Source organism: Microbispora sp. NPDC004025, assembly GCF_053604425.1.
This window is the reverse complement of record NZ_JBSGHN010000012.1, coordinates 52,905-74,158: the sequence shown is the minus strand read 5'-3', so window position 1 is coordinate 74,158 and position 21,254 is coordinate 52,905. Positions and strand designations below refer to the sequence as shown.

The window sequence follows — 21,254 nt, the reverse complement described above, 5'->3', positions numbered from 1 at the left end:
CCCGAGGTGAAGTCCCGCTCGGCCATGTCGTTCGGCGACGGCTCGGCGGTGAACTGAGAACTCATAGGTGTTGCCTTTCGGGGAGTGCCTTGTCGGCGAGGCGCTCCCGGCGACACCTACGTCAATCGCCCGACCATGACGGGAAGGGGGAGCACCCACTTCGATACAGCGTTCATGGGTCTCACCTCCTCGGGCGGTGTCACGATCGACTGCAAGCTACAAGCCCGAGCGTCATCCCGTCGAGCCATTTACCAGCCATCGGCTCACGACTGCGGACACGCCCGCGTCGCAGCGCGAGTCCGGCGTGACCGTCCGGCTGGTCCCGGTCACGGCCGGTGGTCTGATCCGCGGCGATGCTGTCGCGCAGCGACCGAGCGGTCAATGCCGTCGAAGCAGCTCACGGGGCTCGGCTTGCCGCCACCGGCCGTTCGACGCGGGTGGAGGTGTTGTGCGCCGGGTGCGGCTGCCGGTTCAGCCGGCCCGGACGAGTACCGGCTGCGCTCATCTCACAAGATGAGGGGATGCGCGTATCTCGGCTGATCTCCTTGGTGTTGCTGCTCCAATCCCGTGAGGTGATGACGGCCGCGGAACTCGCACGCGAGTTGGAAGTGTCCGAGCGAACGGTGTACCGGGACGTGCTTGCGCTCTCGGCGGCGGGCGTACCGGTCTACGCCGAGCAAGGGCGAAACGGCGGCTACCGCCTGATCGGCGGCTACCGGACCCGGTTGACCGGGCTGAGCCGCACGGAGGCCGAGGCGCTGTTCCTCTCCGGACTGCCGGGTCCGGCCCAGGAGATGGGGCTGGCCGATGCCGTCGCCGGTGCGCGGCTGAAGGTGATCGCGGCGCTGCCCGCCGCGTTGCACGACGCCCCGGCGCGGGCCGGGCAACGGTTTCATCTGGACGTTCCCGGCTGGTTCGCCGCCGCCGATCCGCCGCCGCTCCTGGCCGACCTGGCCCAGGCGGTCTGGCGGGACCAGGCCGTCGAGCTGCGCTACCGCCGGGGCCGGGAGAACGGCCACGAGGTGTCCCGTACGGTGCACCCATACGGACTCGTGCTCAAGGCGGGTGTCTGGTACCTCGTGGCCCGGGTGCGCCGGGACTACCGGACCTACCGTGTGGACCGGATCGCTGCCGTCGAGTCGGCCCAGACACCGTTCGACCGTGATGAGTCCTTCGATCTGCCCGGCTTCTGGGCGGAGCACACCGCACAGTTCGTCGCCTCGTTGCTGGCTGAGCACGTCACCATTCGGCTGAGTCCGAGAGGGATGCGAATGTTGCGGTTCGCCGTCGAACCACCCGCCTTCGAGCAGGCGCACAAAGCCGCCGGGAGGCCCGACGGGCAGGGACGGGTGACCACGCTGCTGCCCGTCGAATCCCTCGACGTCGCCTATGACACGCTGCTACGGCTCGGCCCGGAGGTGGAGGTGCTCGACCCTCCGCAACTGCGCACCCGCATGGCGGAGGCGGCGGACCGGCTCGCCCGGATGTACCGCGGTCAGCGGTAACCCGTCGCGTCGGCAGGCTTGCCGGCGTCTTGGACCTCGACGACGTAGCGCCACGCGTCGGGCCGGCTGCCGTCCACGTCGGTGAAGCCGTAGACACCGGCGAGCTGCCCGCTCGACAGCGACTGCCCGTTCCACCGCGCGACCTCGGGGTCGGCCGCGAGTGCCGCGACCGCACGCCCCACATAGGCAGGCGTTTCCGAGATGACGAAATGCGGTTCTTTGTCCAGCGCGTCGCGCCAGGTCGCCTCCGTGACCCCGTACACCTCCAGCATGATCTCCGAGCGCATCCAGCCCGGAGTCAGGGAAACGGCGGTCGCCCCGTACGGCGCCAGCTCCTTCGACTGCGCGAACGCCAAGCGGTTCACCGAGGTCTTGGCCAGGTCGTAGAACAGGGAGATGCGGTAGTTCTCCGCGTTGTAGGCGGTGGTGCCGTCGGTGACCTCGACGACCAGACCGCCCGGTTCCCGGATCATCAGCGGCAGAGCGTAGTGGCTGGTGATGATGTGGGTGTCGATCGCGAGGCGCAGGATGCGCAGACCCTTGTCGAGCGAGTGCTCCCACACCTTCTCGTTCCACCCGAAGAGCAGCTCGCCGCCCCAGACGTTGTTGACGAGGATGTCCAGCCGCCCGTGCTCCCGGTCGATTCGCTGGATGAGGGACTCCACCTGGTCCTTCTGCAGGTGATCCACCTGGATGGCGATCCCCTGACCGCCGGCAGCGGTCACGAGATCGGCGGTCTCCTCGATCGTCTCCGCCCGGTCCATCTCCGAGCGGTGTTCTCGCGTACTGCGCCCCGTCACGTAGACCGTGGCCCCCGCTGTGCCCAGCTCGACGGCAATGCCCCGGCCCGCACCCCGTGTCGCCCCCGCGACCAGGGCGACCTTCCCTGTCAGTGCTTTCTCCATGGCAGGAATGCTCACAGAAATACCTGACAAACGACGTCAGACTTTCCCGGGACAAGCGGGTCGCGGCTTTCCACCGAGAACACGGCGCGGGCGGCACCTCCGCACATTCCGCAGCACCGGGGTTGAGGAACCCAGGAACAGCGGTTGGCGCTGAGAAAGATCTTGAGCGGAGTGTGACGCCCGGTTTCGGTGTTTGATCGTCTCGGCTACGAGATTCGGGCATCTGGCGTGATCGTCGCTTTGACGGTGATCATTGACGTCTCTACCGTTGTCGCCCATGCCTGTGGGGTTTTTGTCTGATGACCAGGTCAGGGCGTACACGGCGTTCGAGGAACTGCCGTCGCTGTCGGACCTGGAGAAGTTCTTCTTCCTGGACGCATTCGATCGCGATGTGATCGCCAAGTCGCGCCAGGACTCACATCGCCTGGGCGTGGCCGTCCAGATCGGGACGGTCCGGTACAAAGGTCTGTTCCTGGAGGACCCGCTGGCGGTGCCGTGGCCGGTGGTGGACTATCTGGCCGAGCAATTGGGGATCGGCGATCCCTCGCAGGTCAAGAAGTACGGCGAGCGGCTGAAGACGGCGTATGAGCACGCGTGGATGATCCGGGACGCCTACGGCTACCGATGATCACGAATCGTGGGAGGGGCGGGTGCTGGCGAGGCGATTCCGGACGTTCCTGCACGGCCGGGCGTGGACGCATGCCGAGGGGCCGACGGCGTTGTTCGATCAGTCGGTGGCGTGGCTGCGCAGGCATCGGGTGCTGCTGCCCGGGGTGACGGTGCTGGAACGCCTGGTGGCCAGCGTCCGGGAGCAGGCCGATGAGCGCCTGTACGCGACGGTGGCGCGTCAGGTGGAGCGCGCCGATCCGGCGTTGCGACGGGAGTTGTCGGGGCTGCTGGTGGTTCCCGCGGGGGCGCGGATGTCGGAGCTCGAGCGGCTGCGGCAGGCGCCCAAGCGGCAGTCGGGCACGGAGATGGCGCGGGCGCTGCAGCGGGTGGACGACATCGCCCGGTTCCGGCTGGGGCGGGTGCGCGTGGACAAGGTGCCGGTCCGGCGGATGAAGACGCTCGCCAAATATGGGGCGGGCAGCAAGGCGCCGCTGCTGGCCCGTCTGAACGAGCCGAGGAAGACCGCGACAATGCTGGCCGTGACCCGGTCGCTGGAGGCCGAGGCGATCGACGACGCGCTCGATCTGTTCGCGCTGCTGATGGCCTCGCGCCTGATCTCTCCGGCGCGCCGCAAGTCCTCGGGCGACCGGCTGGCGATGCTGCCCAAGCTGGAGAAGGCATCCCGGCTGCTGTCGCGGGCGGGCCGGGTGCTCATCGAGCAGCTCGACCTGGTCGCCGAGGCAGGCGCCGACCTGGACCCCGCGGCGCTGTGGACGGCCGTCATCGCCGAGGCTGGGGCGAGCAAGGATCAGGTGCTGGCGGCGCTGGAACAGGTCGAGGAGCTCGTGCCCGACGACGACGGCGCGGCCGAGGCGGCGCTGCGCGCCGCGCTGGTCGACAAGTACAACACCGTCCGCCCGTTCTTAAAGCTGCTGGGCGAGTCGAAGGCGCTGGGCACGGCGGCCGGTGGCCGCAAGGTCCTGGCCGCGGTGCGCGCTCTGCCGGAGCTGACGCGCCGGCACGTCTCCCGCAAGCCGCTCCTGCCGAAGGAGATCGACGCTTCCCTGGTGACGGCCGCCTGGAAGCGGCCGGTGTTCGCCAGCCCCGGCCTGCCCAAGGGCGCGGTGGACCGTGACGCGTATGTGGTCTGTGTCCTGGAGGGGCTGTTTCGGGCACTGCAGGTGCGGGACGTGTTCGCCGCGCCGTCGCTGCGGTGGGCCGACCCGCGCGCCCACCTGCTGGACGGCAAGGCGTGGGAGGCGATCAGCGAGGAGGTGCTCGCCTCCCTGTCGCTCACCGACCCGGTCGAGGCGCATCTGGACGCCAGGCAGCTGGCGCTGGACGCGGCATGGAAGCAGATGGCCGGCCGGCTCGAAGAAGCCGGGGACGACGCCCTGGTCCGGGTGGTCACCCCGCCGGATGGGCATGCCCGGTTGTCGGTGGAGAAGCTCGGCGCGCTGGGCGAGAGCCCGTCGCTGAAATGGGTGCGCGCGGCCTGCCAGGCCATGCTGCCGCGCATCGACCTGCCCGAGCTACTGCTGGAGGTGCACTCCTGGACCGGGTTCCTGGACGCCTACGTGCACCTGGCCGACATCTCCACCCGCATGCACGACCTGCCCCGGTCCCTGGTCGCGCTACTGATCAGCGAGGCCTGCAACGTCGGCCTCACCCCGGTGATCAAGGATGGGGACGAGGCGCTGACCCGCGGCCGGCTCTCGCACGTCGACCAGAACTACGTGCGGGCCGAGACACACGCCGCGGCGAACGCGATCCTGATCGAGGCCCAGCGCGGCGTGCCGATCGTGCAGTTGTGGGGCGGCGGGCTGCTGGCCTCGGTCGATGGGCTGCGGTTCGTCGTCCCGGTGCAGACGATCAACGCCGCCCCGTCGCCCAAATATTTCGGGTACAAGCGCGGTGTGACGCTCTTGAACGCCGTCAATGATCAGGTGATGGGGATCGGGCAGATGGTCGTGCCCGGCACGCCGCGCGACTCGCTGTTCATCCTGGACACCCTGATCAACATCGACGCCGGGCCGCAGCCCGAGGTCGTCACGACCGACCAAGCGTCCGATTCGGACACGGTGTTCGGGATCTTCTCCATGCTCGGCTACCGGTTCGCGCCCCGCTTCGCCGACCTGGGCGACCAGCGGTTCTGGCGCGCGGAGGTGCCCGGCAGCACCACCCCGGCCGACTATGGGCCGTTGGAGGCGATCGCCCGTAACAAGATCAATCGACAGAAGATTCTCACCCAATGGTCGGACATGACCCGGGTCGCCGGGTCCCTGGTGACCAACCAGGTCCGCGCCTACGACCTGCTGCGCATGTTCGCCCGGAATGGACGGCCCACCCCGCTCGGGCAGGCGTTCGCCGAGTACGGCCGCATCGACAAGACCCTGCACCTGCTCAGCATCTTGGACCCGATCGACGACACCTACCGGCGCAAGCTGAACAAACAGCTCACCGTCCAGGAGTCCCGGCACCGGCTCGCCCGCAAGATCTGCCACGGCGCAGGCGGCCAGATCCGCAAGGCCTACCGGGAAGGACAAGAAGATCAACTAGCAGCCCTGGGCCTGGTCGTCAACGCGGTCGCGCTGTGGAACTCGAAGTATCTGTCGGCCGCGGTCGACCGGCTGCGCGCCGACGGCGTCCCGGTCAAGGACGAGGATGCCGCCCGGCTGTCCCCGCTCGGCCACGCCCATCTCAACGTCCTGGGCCGCTACTCCATCTCCTCCTCCACGCCGGTCGAAGGACTGCGCCAGCTCGGCGAGGTCCCCGACCTGACCGACTTCCCCGACACCGGCGATCTGGAGGAGGAAGGGGCGTAAGGCCTCCCGGCCTCGCGGGGGCCCACCGGCTCCCGGAGTGTGGTCCATTCCCGGGGTGCCACCCCTTCTCGCCTTTTCTCCACTTGGATCGCTTGATGGCGTGATTCTGGGATCGCCATTTGTCGTGGTCGGCGTAAAAGCGAGCCCTGGCAAACCGATGGCCCCACGGGGACACGCGTCAGGTTGCGTCGGCGGCGCGCTACCGGGACCCGTACCGCCCGACGACGGAGCTGCGCGCGCCGCTACCCGGCCGCGTCGTGGCCCTCGCTCCCGCCGCGGCCGTCCTCGGCTTCACCGCCCGCCACTTGCTCCCCTGACAGCTTCGCGAGCTCCTCCCGGGCGAGCTGGATAACCGGATCGTCCGGCCCGTGCAGCACCATGTCCGCGATGCTCTGCTTGAACAGGTCGATGGCCCGGCCGGGGTCGCCAGCCCGCGCGTGGGCCCTGGCTAACTCCACCCGAGTCAACAGGGTGTCACGGTGGTCCGGGCCGAGGACGCGGGTCAGCGCCGCGAGGGCCTTCTCATGCAGCTCGATCGCGCGTTCCGGCTGACCCGCCTGCACCAGGGCGCGGGCCAGTTCGTTGTGGCTGACGATGCTGTTGCGGTCGTCGGGGCCGAGCACCCGCTCGTAGTCGGCGAGGGCACGCTCCAACAGCGGGATGGCGCGCCGCAGATCGCCCGCGGACTGGTAGGCACGGGCGAGAGCGCTGTACGCGGCGAGGCTGTCGGGGTGATCGGGACCCTGCATCCGCTCGAAGTCGGCGGCAGCCCGCTCCAGCAGCGGGACCGCCGCAGCGACGTCACCGGATTCGTTCAGGGCGTTGCCGAGGAGGCTGCGGGCGAGGAGCGTGTCGTAGTGGTCCGGGCCGAGGACGCGTTCGAGGCCGTCCAGGGCATGTTCGTACAGCGCGGCGGCCCGCTTCGGGTCGAAGGCGTCCTCCAGATACTCGCCCGCCCGCCCTTGCAGCGTCATGATGAACGTCGTCGTCCCCTCCTTGACACCTTCCTGGAAGGCGTGGCGGCGGAGCGCCTCCACCTGGTCGACGAACGCCTCGCGATCGGCGGAGGCCCCCGCACTCCCCGGCGCGCACGCCGCGACCAGCGCCGCCGCACTCAGCAGCACCTGGTCCAGCCGCCCTTTCTGGCGCGCCACGTCGCAGACCACGCGCTGCAGCACCCGGTGCATCCCGACGGTCGACCCGTCCACGCTCATGGTGATCAGCGAGCTGTCGCCCAGCACCCCGAGCGCGGCGTCGATCTGGAGCGAGGCGTCACCCTTGAACCACACCAGCGCCATGTAGGTGTTGGCGCGGCGCAGCCACGACCGGGGAACCCCGTCAGGGGACAGCACCGCCAGCAGGTCCAGCAGCCCCCGCTCGGTCCGCGTCTTGCGCCGCCTGCCCAGCCGGTTCAGCGACAGCAGGGCGGCCTGCGCAGCGCCGTGCGAGTAGCCGTCGGCCGGGATCGGCGGCAGCATCGTCTCCAGCGGCACTGACCGCAGCCGTTCCAGGTAGGTCGCGTAGTCGAGGCCCTGACCGCGGATCACCGCGGCCGCCTGGGCCAGCGCCAGCGGCAGCCCGTCGAGCTCGGCGGCCAGGCGGCGCGCCCCCTCCTCGTCCCGGCGGCCGGAGCGCTCGCGCAGGAACGCCACCGCCTCCTCCGGCGTGAACATCCCCACCGGGACAGCCGCGCCCAGGACCTCCACCGCGCGCCGGGTGCTGGTGACGACGACCTGCGCGGCGCCCACGGCGGGCAGCCACGGGACCGCGACCTCGGCGTCGACCAGGTTGTCCAACACCACCAGGCACCTCTCCCGGCGCGCCTCGAGCCAGTCCTTCAGCCGCTGCGCGCCGTGTTCGGCATCCTCCTCAGGCACGGCGATCCCGATGGCGCGGGCGACCGTGTCCAGGCCCGACACGAGCAGGCCACGGCTCTCCGCGTGCACCCAGGCGACCAGCGGCCACTCCCGCTCAGCGCAGGCGCGCGCGTAGGCGGCCGCGAGCTGGGTCTTGCCCGCCCCGCGAGGCCCGGTGAGCACCGACACCGACACCGACCGGCTCGACGCGCCCGCCCCTTCGAGCGCCGCCATCGGCTCGGCCCGCGGCTGCCAGGCCGCCGGAGCCCGCGGGATGTTCCCGACGACGCGCGAGGCGCCCGCCTCGCGCGACGCGGGTGGGGCCGCCGCCGGGCGGGCCGAGCCCTTGAGCGTCAGCCAGGGGCCAAGCACCAGGCACAGCATCGCCCCCGCGTACCAGGAGATCTGGGCCCATCCGGGGCCGTCCACCTTGTTGGTCGCCACCCCGCCGGCCACTGTCACCGCGACGCCCGCGACCGTCAGACCCCACCGCCGGGCCCTGGTGACGTTCATGCGGCCATCATCTCAGGGCATCGCTCTCCTCCGGGTGCGGCTCGGGGATGGTGCGGGAGGCGAGCCAGGCGCCGGGGAGCCGCTATCTGGCGAAAGGGAAAGGGAAGCTCAGGCTGCGAAGCGGAAGAGCTTCCTCTGTTCCGTTTAGGGATCCTCAACCGGAACACCCGCCAGCCGAGACAGAGCCCCAGGTCGCAGTGTTCCGTATAGGTGTTCCGTGAACTGTTCCGGTGAAGGCCCCCTATCCGGAACACTTGGAGCCGTGAACGGAACCCGCGTCGGCTACGCCCGCTGCTCGACCGACGAGCAAGACGTCATCATCCAGACCGAGCAACTCCTGACCCTTGGCGTCCCCGAAGAGCGGATCTACATCGACCGCGGCTTCTCCGGCACCACCCGCCGCAACCGCGCCGGCCTCGACCAAGCCCTCGCCGCCGTGTGGGACGGCAGCGTCTTCACCGTGACCAAGTTCGACCGCTTCGCCCGCAACATGGCCGAGGCCAACCAGATCCTCACCGACCTGTCCGGACGCGGCATCCTGTTCGGACTCGGCGGCTCGGTCTACGACTGGAACGACCCATTCGGCCGCCTGTTCCTGCAGACCCTTGCCATGGTCGCCGAGTTCGAGGCCAACCTCGGGAACCTGCGCACCCGCGAAGGCATGGCCCTGGCCAAGAAGAACGGCAAGCTCAAGGGCAAGCAACCCAAACTGCCCGAACCCGCCCGGCGCTCCATCCGCCGCCGATACGCCGAGGGCGAGGTGTCCCTGGCCGACCTGGCCACCGAGTACAGCGTCGGACGCTCCACCATCCACCGCATCATCCACGGGCCAGAGACCGCCAGGTAGAGCGGTCGCACGCCGAAGCTGGACATCACCTTTTGCGCAAGATCATTCTCAGCGCCAACGGCTGTTCCTAAGTTCCTCAACCCCGAACACGGCGCGGGCGGCACCTCCGCACATTCCGCAGCACGACGCGGGCCGCTGCTCCGGGCTGACAGCCATCCGCCCCGGTCACGGCGCGGGCGGCGGCTCGGCGGCATCGCGGTGCAGCCGCAGCTCGGCCGCGACCGCGCGTTCGCGCAGCTGGGCCGCCTCGGCCCGGGCCACGTCGAGCTGGGCACGCAGGTCGGCCAGTCGCGCCCGTTCCAGCGTCAGCTCCGCCTGGATCCGCTCGCGCTCGGCCGCCGCGGCCCGCGCGTCCTGCCCGGCCCGGGCGGCCTCCGCGTCCGCCGCGCCGGCGCGCGACTCGGCCTGCTTCGCCTCCGCGCGCAGCCGGGCGGCCTCCGCGACGGCCTGCTCGCGGGCCGCCTCGGCCGCCTGGGCCCGGGCCAGCACCCGGTCACGCTCGTCGTGGGCCTGTGCCACGGCCCGGTCGCGTTCGCCCTCCGCACGCGCGACCGCGCGGTCGCGCTCGGCCTCGGCCGCCTGGGCCCGGGCCAGCGCGGCGGCACTGGACTGCTCGGCCTCCCGATGCGCGCGGCGGGCCAGCTCGGCCTCCGCCCGCGCCGTCCGCGCGTCGGCCTGCGCCGCGTCGCGTTCCTGAACGGCCTGCTCGGCCTGCTCCCGCGCCAGGCGGACGTCGGCCGCGGCCCGGTCCACCCGCTCGGCCAGTTCGCGTACGGCCTGCTCCCGGGCGGCCTCGGCGATCTCTGCCCGGCGGGTGGCCTGGTCGGCCTCCTGCCTGGACCGGCGTTCCGTGCTCGCCGCCTCCCGCAGCGCGGCCAGGGCCTGCTCGCGGGCGGTCTCCGCGTCGGCGAATGCCGTGTCGCGCTCGGCGTAGGCCTCCTGCGTCCGGCGGCGGGCCTCCTCCGCCTCCCGGCGGGCCTCCTCGGCGGCCTCGCGGGCCAGCCGTACCTGCTCCAGCGCCTGCTCACGCTCGGCGCGGGCGATGGCGACGCTCGTGTGCGCCTCGGCCTGGATCGCGCTCAGTTTCGCCTCGACCCCCGCCGGGCTCAGCTCTTCCGCGAGCACCCGCGCCAGCGGCTCGATCGCCGCCGCCAGGCCCTTCTCCATGCGTTCGTACAGGTCCTCCACCCGGGCCAGCGCGCCCTCCAGACCCGGCGTGGCACGGCGGAGCTCCCGCTCCCTCTTGGCCGCCGCCTGGCAGTCGCCGTCCGGGCAGTACTCCCGCGGCCTGCCCCGGCGTACCGGCTGCTCGATGGGCGCGCCGCAGTGCTTGCACGCGGTGAGTGTCGCGGAGCTCGTCACGGCCGCCCAGCTTAGCGAATTTCTGATTTTCTGGAAATAGAAAATAGAAAGTACTCATCCGTTGCGTCATGCCGCCGGACGGATCACTTGGGAGATGGGTAATTCTCGCAAGCTATCGGATCGGCACCGTTCCACCGAAGGGCGCGGCCCGGGCCCAATCTGCCCGACGCCTGACCGCGGCGAACCGATGGTAGGGCTGACCCCCCTGCGACAAGGGGGCGTACGGCAGTGTGGCCGCGGCCGGCGACCGGGAGTCTGGACTCTGGTCGTCCCAGGAGGTTCCGTGTCCACTGTTCGTGGTGCGCCGTGTCACCGGGTGATGCGGTGGCATCGGCCGCTGATGCTGATGGTCGCTTCGATGCTGGTTCTGCTGGTCGTCTCCGCGGTCGGGCTCGTGTTCGACGAACGGGTACTTCTCGGTGCCCCCGTCTGGCTGAAGCCGTTCAAGTTCGCGGTGTCGATGGCCGTCTACGGAACCACCCTCGCCTGGATGCTGTCGCTGCCCCACCGGGGCAGGAAGTGGACCTCGGGCCTGGCCACCGTTTTCGCCGTCACCGGATTCGTCGACACCGCCATCGTCGCGATCCAGGCCGCCCGCGGCACCTTCAGCCATTTCAACAAGTCCACCGCTGCGGCCGAGAGGATCGTGCAGGTCGTCTTCGGCAACGGTGTGCTCTGCATCATGCTGGCCAACATCGCGCTCGCGATCATCCTGGCCTTCCAGCGCGTCCACGCCGACCGCGCCGTAAGCCGGGCGATCCACACAGGTTTGACCCTGGCCGTTGTCGGCATGGCCCTGGGGTTCCTCATCCCCTTGCAGGGGAAGACGGAGACCGCGCTGACCACCAGTGGTGAGAGAGTGTCCCTGAGCAGCGGTCACAGCGTGGGCGTAGCCGACGGCGGCCCCGGCCTTCCTCTGACACAGTGGAGCACCACCGGTGGCGACCTGAGGATCCCCCATTTCGTCGGCCTGCACGGGCTGCAGGTCATGCTGATCGCCGCCCTGCTCCTGGCCGCCCTGGCGGCTCGCCATCCCCTCTTGCGTGACGACCGGACCCGCGCCCGCCTGATCGGCGTGGCAGCCGCCGGCTACACCGGCCTGCTCACTCTGGTCACCTGGCAGGCCCTACGCGCCCAGCCCTTGATCCACCCCGACGGTGTGACTTTGGCCGCCGCCGCCCTCCTGGCGGCCGTCACCGCCCTGGCCGCCGCCGTGGTCCTGGCCGCCGCCGGTCGTGCCCCGGCCACCGGTTAGACAGGTCATCCGGGCCGGAGGGGCCATCCCCCTTAGACGCGGCCGGGGCGCTCACAGGAGCCGGTGATCTTTCGCGTAGACGGCGGCCTGGGTCCGGTCACGCAGGCCGAGCCTGCCGAGGATCCGCGAGATGTGGTTCTTCACCGTGCCTTCGCTGAGGTACATGCGCGCCGCGATCTCCCTGTTGGTCGACCCGGTCGCGATGAGTCTCAGAACCTCGATTTCGCGGGGCGTCAGGACCGAGGCCGGTGACGGCCCCGCGTCGCGGCCGGGCTCCGGCTCGGAGGGCAGGGTGGCGGCCAGGCGCAGGGTGACCGAGGAGTCGAGCTGGGTGACGCCGGCGGACGCCAGCCGCACCGCCTCGGCGAGCCGGGCGGCGGGGAGGTTCTTCAGCAGGTAACCGGCCGCGCCCGCCCGCAGCGCCTCGACGACGTACTCGTCGTTGTCGAAGGTCGTCAGCATCACCACACGGCAGGCGGGGGCTCGGCTGCGCAGGACAGACACCGCCTGGACTCCGCTCATCCGCGGCATGCGGACATCCATGAGGGCCACGTCCGGCTCCAGCGAGAGCGCGGCCTCGACGGCCTCCTGGCCGTCCGCGGCCGTGCCCACGACGGCGATGCCGGGCTGGATGCCGAGCAGGGAGGCGATGCCCTCGCGCACCAGTTCCTGGTCGTCGACGACCAGCACCCGCACGCGCCGGTCGCCGGCCGGGCCCGCGGGATCCGCAGGGGAGAGTGTCATCGTCACACCGCCCTCGACCGGCGCGGCACGGTCACGGTGACGGTGGTGCCCCGCCCCGCCTCGCTCGTGACGGCGACGGCTCCGCCGGCGAGCCGCACCCGCTCCCGCATCCCGCGCAGGCCGACCCCCCGCTCCTCCCAAGGGCCCGGAGGAAGGCCCGTGCCGTCGTCCGTCACGACGAGCCGCGCCTCCTCGTCCCCGCAAGTCACCGAGACCGCGACCCGCCCGGCCTCGGCATGCCTGAGGGCGTTGGTCAGCGCCTCCTGCGTGGCGCGGTACAGCGCACTCAGCGCCGCGGCGCCGTAACCCGACTCGTCACCGGTCGTCTCCAGAGTCACGCGTGGGCGGGTGCCGTCCAGGTGCCGTACGAGATCGGCGAGCGCCTCCGGCAGGCGGAACGGCACCGTCTCTCCACGCAGCGCGCGCACCGAGTGACGGACCTCCTCCAGGGCTCGCGCGGCCGACGACCGCGCGTCGGCCAGCGCGCGCTCGGCGGTGGGCCGGTCGCGGTCGAGGAACGCCTCCGCCTTCTCCATCTGCACGGCGGCGGCGGTGAGGTGATGCCCCAGGCTGTCGTGGATCTCGCGTGCGACCCGGTTGCGTTCCTCGGCCGCCGTGAGTTCGGCGACCCGCTCGGCGTACCTACTGAGCCGCGTATGAGACTCCTCCACCTCGTTCAGCGCGTGCTCCAGCCGCGTACGCGATTCCTGCTCGCCGACGGCCACCGCGGCCATGGAGACGGCGAGGACCAGGCCCAGGACGAACATGAGCAGGTCGGACACGTACGCCGAGTTCGCGTACCAGCCCGGGGCCGCGATCGAGAACCAAACCGTCAGCAGGCCCAGGCATACGGCGGCCAGCGCGACCGCGACCCGGCGGCCGAAGGCGAAGTACGCGGTGAACGGGAGGAGGACGAACAGCACCCGGGACAGGCCGGCCGGGTCGGCGGCCGTGACCACGACGAACAGGGCCAACCGGACGCCCGCCAGGGCGGCCGCGGGGCCCCTGGGCGTCCGCACGCGGTAGCGCCGCCGCTCCAGCACGTCCAAGCCGGACAGCGCCGCCAGACCGGCGACGAAGACGGCCATTTCGGCGGACGGCGGAGGGACCGCGCCGACGACGTCGTAGTACAGCCCGCTCGCCAGCACCGCGGCGTACAGCACCGGCGCGACCCAGGGCACCGGGCGCCCGGACGCGGCTGGTGCGGGGGCCGGGAGGAGCGTGGTCGGCGACGGAGTCATCCCAAACCTCCCTACCGGTACGGCGGACACCGCCCCGGGCAGCACGTCTCTTCCGGCGGGCATGGCCGGGGCGACCGGATCAGGCGAACCGGAGCCCACTCCCCCACGGCAGCCGGTCCCCCTCCGGCCGGGACGCCCGCAGTCAGGCTACGCCCCGCTTGCGCCGGGAGCGATCGTCGCGGGCCTGTTCTGGCCGGACGGCACATGCCGACCGGCACGGTCCGCTCCGGATCCGGCGGCCCCGCCCGGCGTACGCGCCGTGACCTCCGGGCGCGAGCCGGGACGATCGGCATCTGCACCCACCGGCCCTGGGCCTCCTACGGTCGTCGCGTCCGCTACCGACGGCAAGGAGCCGCTTCGCGATGACTTCCACCTGGCTGCCGCGCTTCGGCGCGATCTGCGCGATCCTGTTGGGCCTGTCGATCGGGGGCCCGGCACTGGTCGAGGCGTTCACCGGCGAGACCGCCGTGACGAGTTTCGTCCTCGGAACCGGGAGCGCCCTGGGAACACCCGCCCTGACGATCCTCTACCTTCACCAGGCCGCCGCCGCCGGGCGCTTCGGGCTCGTCGCGTACGCCGTGAACGTCGTCGGGCTCGGCCTGTTCGCCGGCGTCGCGTTCAGCCTGAACCTCGTACTGTTCTACCTGGAGCCCACGCTCGTGGAGCAGTTGCTCCAGGGGCCGACCAAGGTGGCGTTCCTCACCGCGACCGCGGTGTTCGTGGCCGGCACGATGCTGTTCGCCGTCTCGATGGCGCGCTCGCGGATCTTCCCCAGGCTCGCCGTGTACGGGTACGGCATCACGCTGCCGCTGCTGGCGGTGCTCGCGCCGCTGCCCGACACCCCGCTCACCAGCGCCGTGCACGTGGCGGCGGCCGCGTCGCTGATCTGGCTCGCGCTGTCGGTTCTGCCCCGCCGGACCGCCGTCGTGAACGAGGCCGCCTGATGGTCTGTCTCACAGACCATCAGACCTCCGGCACCGTGGCCGGCTCCCCGACGACCGGGAACGAGGGCGACGCCGCCTCCTGCCACCATCCCGAGCGAGCGCGGACCAGGCCTGCTAGCGGTTGCCGGCGCTCATCCCCACGGGCATAACATCGGCGGCATGCCGCTGCGACTTGTTCAGGTGAATTTCAAAGCCCGGGATGACGCGGCGCTCGGCCGGTTCTGGGCGGAGGCGCTGGGCTGGGGTGTCTCCAGCGAGGGGCCCGGCGTGACCAACGTCGAACCCGTGGGCTTCGTCTGGCCGGACCCCACCGCCGTCTGCGTCGACGTCGTCGCCGTCCCGGATCCCGAGACGGTGAGGTATCGCGTGCACCTCGATCTGGCCACCACCTCCGCGGCCCATCAGGCGGAGTTGGTGGCGCGGCTGAAGGAGCTCGGTGCGAGGCCCGCCGACGTGGGCCAGGGCGAGGTCCCGTGGACGGTTCTGGCCGACCCGGAGGGCAACGTGTTCTGTGTGCTGGAGCCCCGGGAGATCTACCGGGACACCGGGCCGATCGCCGCGGTGGTGGTCGAGTGCGCCGACCCGCGGGCGATGGCCCGGTTCTGGGGCGAGGCGGTGGACTGGACCGTGCACGAGGTGACCGGCGAATACGCGAGGCTGCGTTCCGCCGAGGGCGTCGGGCCGTATCTCGAGTTCGTCCGCACGACGTCCGGCGCGACGACGACGTGGACCCGCGTCCATCTCGATGTGCTGCCCTATCCCGGCGACGACCAGGCCGCGGAGGTGGCGCGGCTGCGGGCACTCGGCGCGAGGCCCGCCGACGTCGGCCAGGGCGACGTCTCGTGGATCGTCCTCGCCGACCCGGAGGGCAACGAGTTCTGCGTCCTGCGCCAGAGTTGACGCGGCCGCGTCACGATCGGACGGAGTCGGGCCCCGGCGCGCCGCGCATACCCGCAGTTCCGGTCACTGAGTCACCTTCTGGAGGAACTCGCTCACGTTGACCGCGGTCCTGCTGATCTTCTCTTCCAGCGTGAGCGACTCGGGCATCCGCCCGCCGGGCCCGACGTCCTTCTTGCCGCGCAGATACAGGGAGCAGGCCAGGTCCGTGCAGATATAAGCGCCGACGGAGTTGCCGCTGCCGGCGGCGCGGCGGGCGGTCATCAGCGACACGCCGTCGCCGGTATGGGTGGTCAGGCAGAGTGAGCACATACTGCGCCGCACGTGTCCGGCATTGGCAGTGGCCCGCCGCAGCGCCACCCCGACCAGCCGGTCGCCCTGTTCCGCGACCAGATAGGCACGGCCTGGGGAGGCGGGGTCCTGCCAGCCCAGGAAGTCCAGGTCGTCCCAGGGCCGCGCATCCAGATCCCTCGGTACGGCGAGGCGTTTGGCTTCGCCCTTGGTGCAGTTGACGAACGAGGCGCGGATCTCGCGCTCAGCAATTGGCTTCATAGGATTGAACCTACCTACTGCCGCTTTGGGGGGCAATCGATTAAGCTTTTACCTAGGACTCCTAGGAAAGAAGGATGGCGGATGGCACGAGCCGGGGTGACGCTCGAGCGGCTGACCGAGGCGGCGGCGGAACTGGCCGACGAGGTGGGGCTGGAGAACCTGACGGTCTCGGAGCTGGCGCGCAGGTTCGGCGTGAAGGACGCCAGTCTGTACTCGCACATCAGGAACGCCCACGAGCTGCGGATCCGGGTGGCCGCGCTGGCCCTGACCGAGCTCGCCGACCGGGCCGCGGCGGCGCTGGCCGGACGGGCGGGCAGGGACGCACTGGTCGCCTTCGCCGGCGCCTACCGCGACTACGCCCGGGAGCATCCTGGCAGGTACGCGGCGATGCAGGTGGATCTCGACCCGGAGACCGAGGCGGCGAGCGCGGCCCGGCGGCACTCCGACATGACGCGGGCGATCCTACGCGGCTACTCGCTGGCGGAGCCCGACCAGACCGACGCGGTCCGGCTGCTGGGCAGCGTCTTCCACGGGTTCGTGAGTCTCGAGGCGGCAGGCGGCTTCCGCCATCATCCGCGCGCCGCGGACGAGTCCTGGAGCCGGGTGCTCGACACGATCGACGTCGCCCTGCGCAACTGGCCGGCCGAGCGCACGGAGCCCGAGGCGAGCCGTGTCGTCCCTCGCACATGATCGGCGTTGTCACGTGTCGCAGGTCGTCACGGCCTCATCGCTTCCAGCGCACCGGCCGACGCGATGCGCACGACGGCGTCCCCGGCTCTGGCCGGATCGCCCAGTTGTTCCCGCTTGCCTTCCGTCGCGCTCGCGGGTGGGACAGAACAGTGTCATGGACGGTCCGGCCCAGCCTGTGCGGAAGGAGCCGGGTTCGATCGCCGTGACCTCCACCACGTTCGCGGACACGATCCGGCCCTGACCACGTGCAGCACGATCCCGGCGGAATCGAGCCAACCGGCCTGACCATCGTCCTTCCACTGCGAGGCGAAGGAATCCCGGCGGCCCAGCACCGCGGCTACGTCGAGACCACCGGTCACCGCCTCGCGCGCCCCGGGCACCTGACGCGCCGCCCGCAACGCCGCCGCGCCGCGCAGCAATGCCTTGGTCGGCATGCAGGCCCAGTAGGAACATTCCCCGCCGACCAGCTCGCGCTCGACGACGGCGGCGCTCAGCCCTCCCCGCACCACCCGGTCGGCGACGTTCTCCCCGACCGGACCCGCCCCGATCACGATGACGTCGTACGTGGTGGTGTCCATGTCAGTTTCCCTTCGCGGCGCGGCCGAGGCGAACGGCCGATATGAGGAAGAAGACGCCGCCGGGGATGGCATAGCCGGCCGCGTTGGTCAGCGTCGGGTCGGTCGCCGAGGCGCCGAGGATGAACGACGCGCCGGCGAGTACCGAGATGGCACCGCTGATGATCATCGGCCACTGGCCGCCCATCGTGCGGCGGGTGACGCCCACGATCAACTGGACCAGTCCGGCCACGATCGCCCAGGCGCCCCACACGCGCAGCACAGCCGGGATGCCGGACGCGCAGGCGACGGCCACGCCGATGGCGGTGATCAGGCTGACCGCGATGTTGACGTACAGCAGGGCGGGTGCTCCGGTGGCGCGCGACGCGCGAGCGTCGATGACGGCGGCGGCCACGTCGAACAGCGGGTAGAGCACGAGCAGGGCGACCGCGAGCGGACCCAGGTTCGAGGCGGTCGTGAACATCGCGAGGGCCCAGACGATGGCGAACGCGAACCGGACGAAGTACAGCCGCCGCAGCGTTGACGCGGTGCCGGAGATGCCGGGTGAAGCAGCGATGGAACTCATGACGATCCTTGCCGGAGTTGGAGTGAGGAGGAGACCGCCTCGCTCGTTCCGGGAGGACACTCCCGGCGCGCGCTGACGGCCGTGGTCGCGGCAGATGCTCGAGGGAAACTCAGGCCGGCTTCACGAGGGACGGAGAGTCCGAGGTCCTCCGTGCCGCGCACGCGGGACCCGCCGCCGGCAAGGCCGGCCGCGGCGACCGCGGCCGTACCCCGATGAACAGCGGGGCGGTGCGTACGCGAAGACGAGCCACTGGGGAGAGCTCTTTCGCAAGACAGAACGTTCTACCTCGTACAGCCTGCAACCTCCGGCGCGCGCTGTCAAGACCGAACGTTCTACCTACTAGGATGGCCGCATGCGCAGCCAATCCGAAGGCCGGACGTCCCAAGCGCGGTCCCGGCTGCTCGACACGGCCACCCGGCTCTTCTACGCGGAGGGCATCCACGCCGTCGGCATCGATCGCATAGTCGCCGAGGCGCAGGTGACGCGGGCCACCCTCTACCGGCACTTTCCGGGCAAGGAAGACCTTGTCCTCGCTTATCTGAACGAGGTCGACCGGGCCATGCGAGGTCAGGCGGACCAGGCCGTCGCCGCCGGCCTACCGGCCGCCGACACCATCCGGGCCCTCAGCAGATCCATCGGCGATGGCATCCAGTCCCCCGGCTTCCGGGGATGCGCCTTCCTGAACGCTGCCGCCGAGTATCCCGACCCCGAGTCCCCGGTGCACAAGGCCGTGCTCGCCCACCGCCAATGGTTCCTGGAAACCATCACGGAACTACTGGCCAAGGTCCAGGAGACCGGCGCCGAGCCCGCCGCCCGCCACTTCGTGATGATGCGCGACGGGGCCATGGCCGCCGGCTGCCTGTTCGACCCGGTGCTGATCTGCGAGACCTTCCTACACGGAGTCGAGCGGCTCCTGCAGGTTTACGCCGCCACCGACAACAGCGGAGCGGCGGGCGCCTGAAACCGCGGGCGCATCCGCTCAGGAATGAAGCCCTTACCGGCGATCGCCGGCGGGATACCACGGCGCGCAGCCGGCATTTTCCGCCCAGCCGTTTCGGCCGGCCCGGCGATGACGGTCGGCCGCGCAAGCCCGCTCCGGACTCCTTCGCGCGCCTGGAACACTGACCGCATCCGGCTGGCCAGCCGTAGTGCGGGCGGGTGATGTAGCCGCAGAAATGCCGTACGCCCGTCTGGTGCTGAGCGACGTGACAAGGCCGGCGTTTCCGCATGCCTCGGCTTCGCCCAGCATCAGCCTGGCCTCGAAAACCTGCTCCTCGGGTGCGACGGCGGCACGCCCGCATCAGGTACAGCCCGCCAGAATTTTCGCCTTCCTTATTCCTCTCGGCGCGGCATCATCCATGATATGCCGATATATGCCGCCAAACGAGGCAAATCGGAAAGGTCATTGACAGCCTGAGAACGGCACGCCATTTTGTCTTAGGAGCGATCCAGCTAATTGCCTAAAGGTCGCTCTTTTTGCTTATACAAAGGCCGGAGCGGTTCGGGGGCGTTCACGCCTTTCGCCATCGTCAACCAATGGGAGGAACTCGCACATGAGGCGTTCTCATGCGCGTGGCCACGCGCCAGGTCCGTCACACAGGGCGGTCGCCGCTCTCGGCGCGCTGGTCCTGTCGGCGGCGGCCCTGACGGCGCAGCCGGGTGCGGCCGCGGCCGCACCCGGCGATCCGGGCGTGCCCGCGCCACCGAAGACCGTCTTCGCCGAGGACTTCGAGCACGGTCAGGGCGCCACACCCATCCTGGTCAGCGACTACACCGGAGCCGCGCCCGTCCACCAGACCTACACCGCCGACCCGGCCTGGCTGACCCACTGCAACGGCTGGATCGCCTCGCAGCAGAACCCCGCCGTCGCACCGGTGGCCTCCGGCTGCGGCAACGCCTGGGCGACGGTGAAGCAGATGGCCGGCGCGCTCGGCCAGTGGGCGGGCGAGGACCCGGCGACCAACCACGCCGTCACGGCCTACACCGGGGACGATCCCGGCTCGGGCAGGACTCAACTGGAGTCGAACTTCTCCATCGACATCGGCCCCAAGCGGTTCCTGGCCTTCTCCGTCGACGTCGCCGAGACCAACTGCTTCGCCAACCACGCCAAGCTGGGCTTCTACCTGCTGGACGCGGTGACGGCCGTGCCCGCTTTCACCACCCCGATCGAGCCGTGCGCCCACCCGGGGACGACGATCGGCTCGGTGGCCGTCGGCACCTACACCAGCGACGGGCCCGTCCTCTTCGACGGGGGCGCGCTGCGGCTGAGGCTGGTCAACTTCCAGGCCAGTGGCATCGGCAACGACGCGGCCTTCGACAACGTACGCATCCTGGACGTCACACCCCGGCTCGACGTCTCCTACAGCCCCGATTCCGCCCGCGTGGGCGAGACCGCGGCGCTGAAGTTCACCATCACCAACACCGGCGAACTGGCCGTGAAGAAGGGCTGGTCGTTCAAGGGCAGCCTGCCGAGCGGCCTCACCGTCGCCGGGGCGCCGTCCACCGACTGCGCGGACGCGACCGTGACCGCGCCGCAGGGAGGCGGGCAGGTCACGGTGACCGGGACCCTGCCCGCCGGCGCCGCCTCCTGCTCCGCGACGGTCACCGTCGTGGCCGCCCACACCGGCACCTACCGCACGTGCGCCGCGGACGTCACCGACCGCACCGGGATCGACCCTCCCGGCTGTGCCGAGGTCACCTTCACCCGGCCCGTCCTGGTCTTCGACGCGCACGCGCACGGCGGCCGGGTCTCGGCCCCGCTGGTGACGGTCGCGCCGCTGGTTCCCTCCGACGTCACCTGCACCGACGCCCCGGGTCCCGACGACGGCACGCTCCTGCAGGCCACGCTTCCCGGCCTCGGCTCACTGGGCGCGATCGCCACGAAGGCCGCCGGCGCGGTCGGCGACGACGGCCTGCGCACCGCGTCCGCCTCCGCCAAGACCGCGGGGGTGAATCTCCTCGGCGGTCTCGTCACCGCCGAGGAGATCACCGCCAAGGCCGAAGCCCGGGACGGCGAGAGCGGGCAGGTCGACGTCGACGGCTCGGTGCACATCACCAACCTCAAGGTCGGCGGCGTGTCGATCACCGACCCGAAGCCCAACCTGACGATCAACCTCCCGCTCGTGGCGAAAGTCGTGATCAACGAGCAGGTGCCCATCGCAGGGGGCGCCGGTGTCGCGGTCAACGCCATCCACGTGCGGACGCTGGCGGGAGTGGACATCGTGGTCAGCCACGCCAGGGCCGCCCTGACCGTCCCCGGCACGCCGTGCCCGTCCGCCTGACCGCCCAGCCCCCGCGGCGGCGGGGGGGGGGGGGGGGGGGCCCCCGCGGGGGGGCCGCCCCGGGGGGGGGGGGGGCGGGGCGCGGGGG

At 71.0% G+C, this 21,254-nt stretch carries 16 protein-coding genes and 1 pseudogene; 9 read left to right on the top strand and 8 right to left on the bottom strand.

Translation table 11 applies throughout. From position 1 onward, the window contains the following. Positions 1–353: 353 nt before the first annotated feature. Complete coding sequence (locus ACWEQG_RS26765) at positions 354–1,505, top strand: helix-turn-helix transcriptional regulator (RefSeq protein WP_452288763.1); 1,152 nt, start codon at positions 354–356, stop codon at positions 1,503–1,505. On the opposite strand, the gene ACWEQG_RS26760 is transcribed toward ACWEQG_RS26765, so the two are convergent. Next, positions 1,496–2,410, bottom strand: a complete 915-nt coding sequence (locus ACWEQG_RS26760) for an SDR family oxidoreductase (protein ID WP_452288761.1) — start codon at positions 2,408–2,410, stop codon at positions 1,496–1,498. The two genes, ACWEQG_RS26765 and ACWEQG_RS26760, sit on opposite strands and share 10 nt — an antisense overlap. Positions 2,411–2,687: 277 nt before the next feature. On the opposite strand from ACWEQG_RS26760, the pseudogene ACWEQG_RS26755 reads away from it, so the two are divergent. Continuing rightward, a pseudogene (locus ACWEQG_RS26755) lies at positions 2,688–5,844 on the top strand (Tn3 family transposase). 242 nt (positions 5,845–6,086) lie between these two features. On the opposite strand, the gene ACWEQG_RS26750 reads toward ACWEQG_RS26755, so the two are convergent. Next, the gene (locus ACWEQG_RS26750; RefSeq protein ID WP_452288759.1) at positions 6,087–8,213 is read right to left on the bottom strand and encodes a tetratricopeptide repeat protein; all 2,127 of its coding nucleotides are present in this window, start codon (positions 8,211–8,213) and stop codon (positions 6,087–6,089) included. 262 nt (positions 8,214–8,475) lie between these two features. On the opposite strand from ACWEQG_RS26750, the gene ACWEQG_RS26745 reads away from it, so the two are divergent. Then, positions 8,476–9,060 carry a recombinase family protein gene (locus ACWEQG_RS26745; protein WP_452288757.1) on the top strand — a complete coding sequence of 195 codons (585 nt, stop codon included), beginning with the start codon at positions 8,476–8,478 and terminating at the stop codon, positions 9,058–9,060. A 165-nt stretch (positions 9,061–9,225) separates the two neighbouring features. Here ACWEQG_RS26745 and ACWEQG_RS26740 read toward each other — a convergent pair whose 3' ends face one another. Beyond that, positions 9,226–10,422: a hypothetical protein gene (locus ACWEQG_RS26740; protein ID WP_452288755.1), complete on the bottom strand. Its 1,197-nt coding sequence runs from the start codon at positions 10,420–10,422 to the stop codon at positions 9,226–9,228. A 358-nt stretch (positions 10,423–10,780) separates the two neighbouring features. Between ACWEQG_RS26740 and ACWEQG_RS26735 the strand changes: the two genes are divergently transcribed. Further along, positions 10,781–11,677 (top strand): hypothetical protein, encoded by an 897-nt coding sequence (locus ACWEQG_RS26735; RefSeq protein ID WP_452288753.1) that lies wholly within the window; start codon positions 10,781–10,783, stop codon positions 11,675–11,677. Positions 11,678–11,728: 51 nt separating this feature from the next. Here the strand turns inward: ACWEQG_RS26735 and ACWEQG_RS26730 are convergent, their stop codons facing one another. Then, on the bottom strand, positions 11,729–12,421 hold the full coding sequence (locus ACWEQG_RS26730; protein ID WP_452288751.1) for a response regulator: 693 nt from the start codon (positions 12,419–12,421) through the stop codon (positions 11,729–11,731). 2 nt (positions 12,422–12,423) lie between these two features. Further along, a complete protein-coding gene (locus ACWEQG_RS26725; protein ID WP_452288749.1) occupies positions 12,424–13,662 on the bottom strand; it encodes a sensor histidine kinase in 1,239 nt (412 codons plus the stop codon). 362 nt (positions 13,663–14,024) lie between these two features. Between ACWEQG_RS26725 and ACWEQG_RS26720 the strand changes: the two genes are divergently transcribed. Both ACWEQG_RS26720 and ACWEQG_RS26715 read left to right on the top strand, forming a co-directional pair. Continuing rightward, entirely contained in the window at positions 14,025–14,606 is a 582-nt protein-coding gene (locus ACWEQG_RS26720) for a hypothetical protein (protein ID WP_452288747.1), read from the top strand. Between the two features lie 159 nt (positions 14,607–14,765). Next, positions 14,766–15,506, top strand: a complete 741-nt coding sequence (locus ACWEQG_RS26715; RefSeq protein ID WP_452288745.1) for a VOC family protein — start codon at positions 14,766–14,768, stop codon at positions 15,504–15,506. 63 nt (positions 15,507–15,569) lie between these two features. On the opposite strand, the gene ACWEQG_RS26710 is transcribed toward ACWEQG_RS26715, so the two are convergent. Beyond that, positions 15,570–16,055 carry an FBP domain-containing protein gene (locus tag ACWEQG_RS26710; protein WP_452288743.1) on the bottom strand — a complete coding sequence of 162 codons (486 nt, stop codon included), beginning with the start codon at positions 16,053–16,055 and terminating at the stop codon, positions 15,570–15,572. Positions 16,056–16,136: 81 nt separating this feature from the next. On the opposite strand from ACWEQG_RS26710, the gene ACWEQG_RS26705 reads away from it, so the two are divergent. Beyond that, positions 16,137–16,745, top strand: coding sequence for a TetR/AcrR family transcriptional regulator (locus tag ACWEQG_RS26705; RefSeq protein WP_452288741.1), 609 nt, complete (start codon positions 16,137–16,139; stop codon positions 16,743–16,745). Between the two features lie 152 nt (positions 16,746–16,897). On the opposite strand, the gene ACWEQG_RS26700 is transcribed toward ACWEQG_RS26705, so the two are convergent. Both ACWEQG_RS26700 and ACWEQG_RS26695 read right to left on the bottom strand, forming a co-directional pair. Next, entirely contained in the window at positions 16,898–17,323 is a 426-nt protein-coding gene (locus tag ACWEQG_RS26700; protein ID WP_452288739.1) for an FAD-dependent oxidoreductase, read from the bottom strand. Between the two features lies 1 nt (position 17,324). Next, the gene (locus tag ACWEQG_RS26695; protein WP_452288737.1) at positions 17,325–17,885 is read right to left on the bottom strand and encodes a hypothetical protein; all 561 of its coding nucleotides are present in this window, start codon (positions 17,883–17,885) and stop codon (positions 17,325–17,327) included. A gap of 352 nt (positions 17,886–18,237) precedes the next feature. On the opposite strand from ACWEQG_RS26695, the gene ACWEQG_RS26690 reads away from it, so the two are divergent. Both ACWEQG_RS26690 and ACWEQG_RS26685 read left to right on the top strand, forming a co-directional pair. Continuing rightward, positions 18,238–18,846 (top strand): TetR/AcrR family transcriptional regulator, encoded by a 609-nt coding sequence (locus ACWEQG_RS26690; RefSeq protein WP_452288735.1) that lies wholly within the window; start codon positions 18,238–18,240, stop codon positions 18,844–18,846. Positions 18,847–19,438: 592 nt separating this feature from the next. Beyond that, positions 19,439–21,166 carry a choice-of-anchor P family protein gene (locus ACWEQG_RS26685; RefSeq protein ID WP_452288733.1) on the top strand — a complete coding sequence of 576 codons (1,728 nt, stop codon included), beginning with the start codon at positions 19,439–19,441 and terminating at the stop codon, positions 21,164–21,166. Positions 21,167–21,254 lie beyond the last annotated feature (88 nt).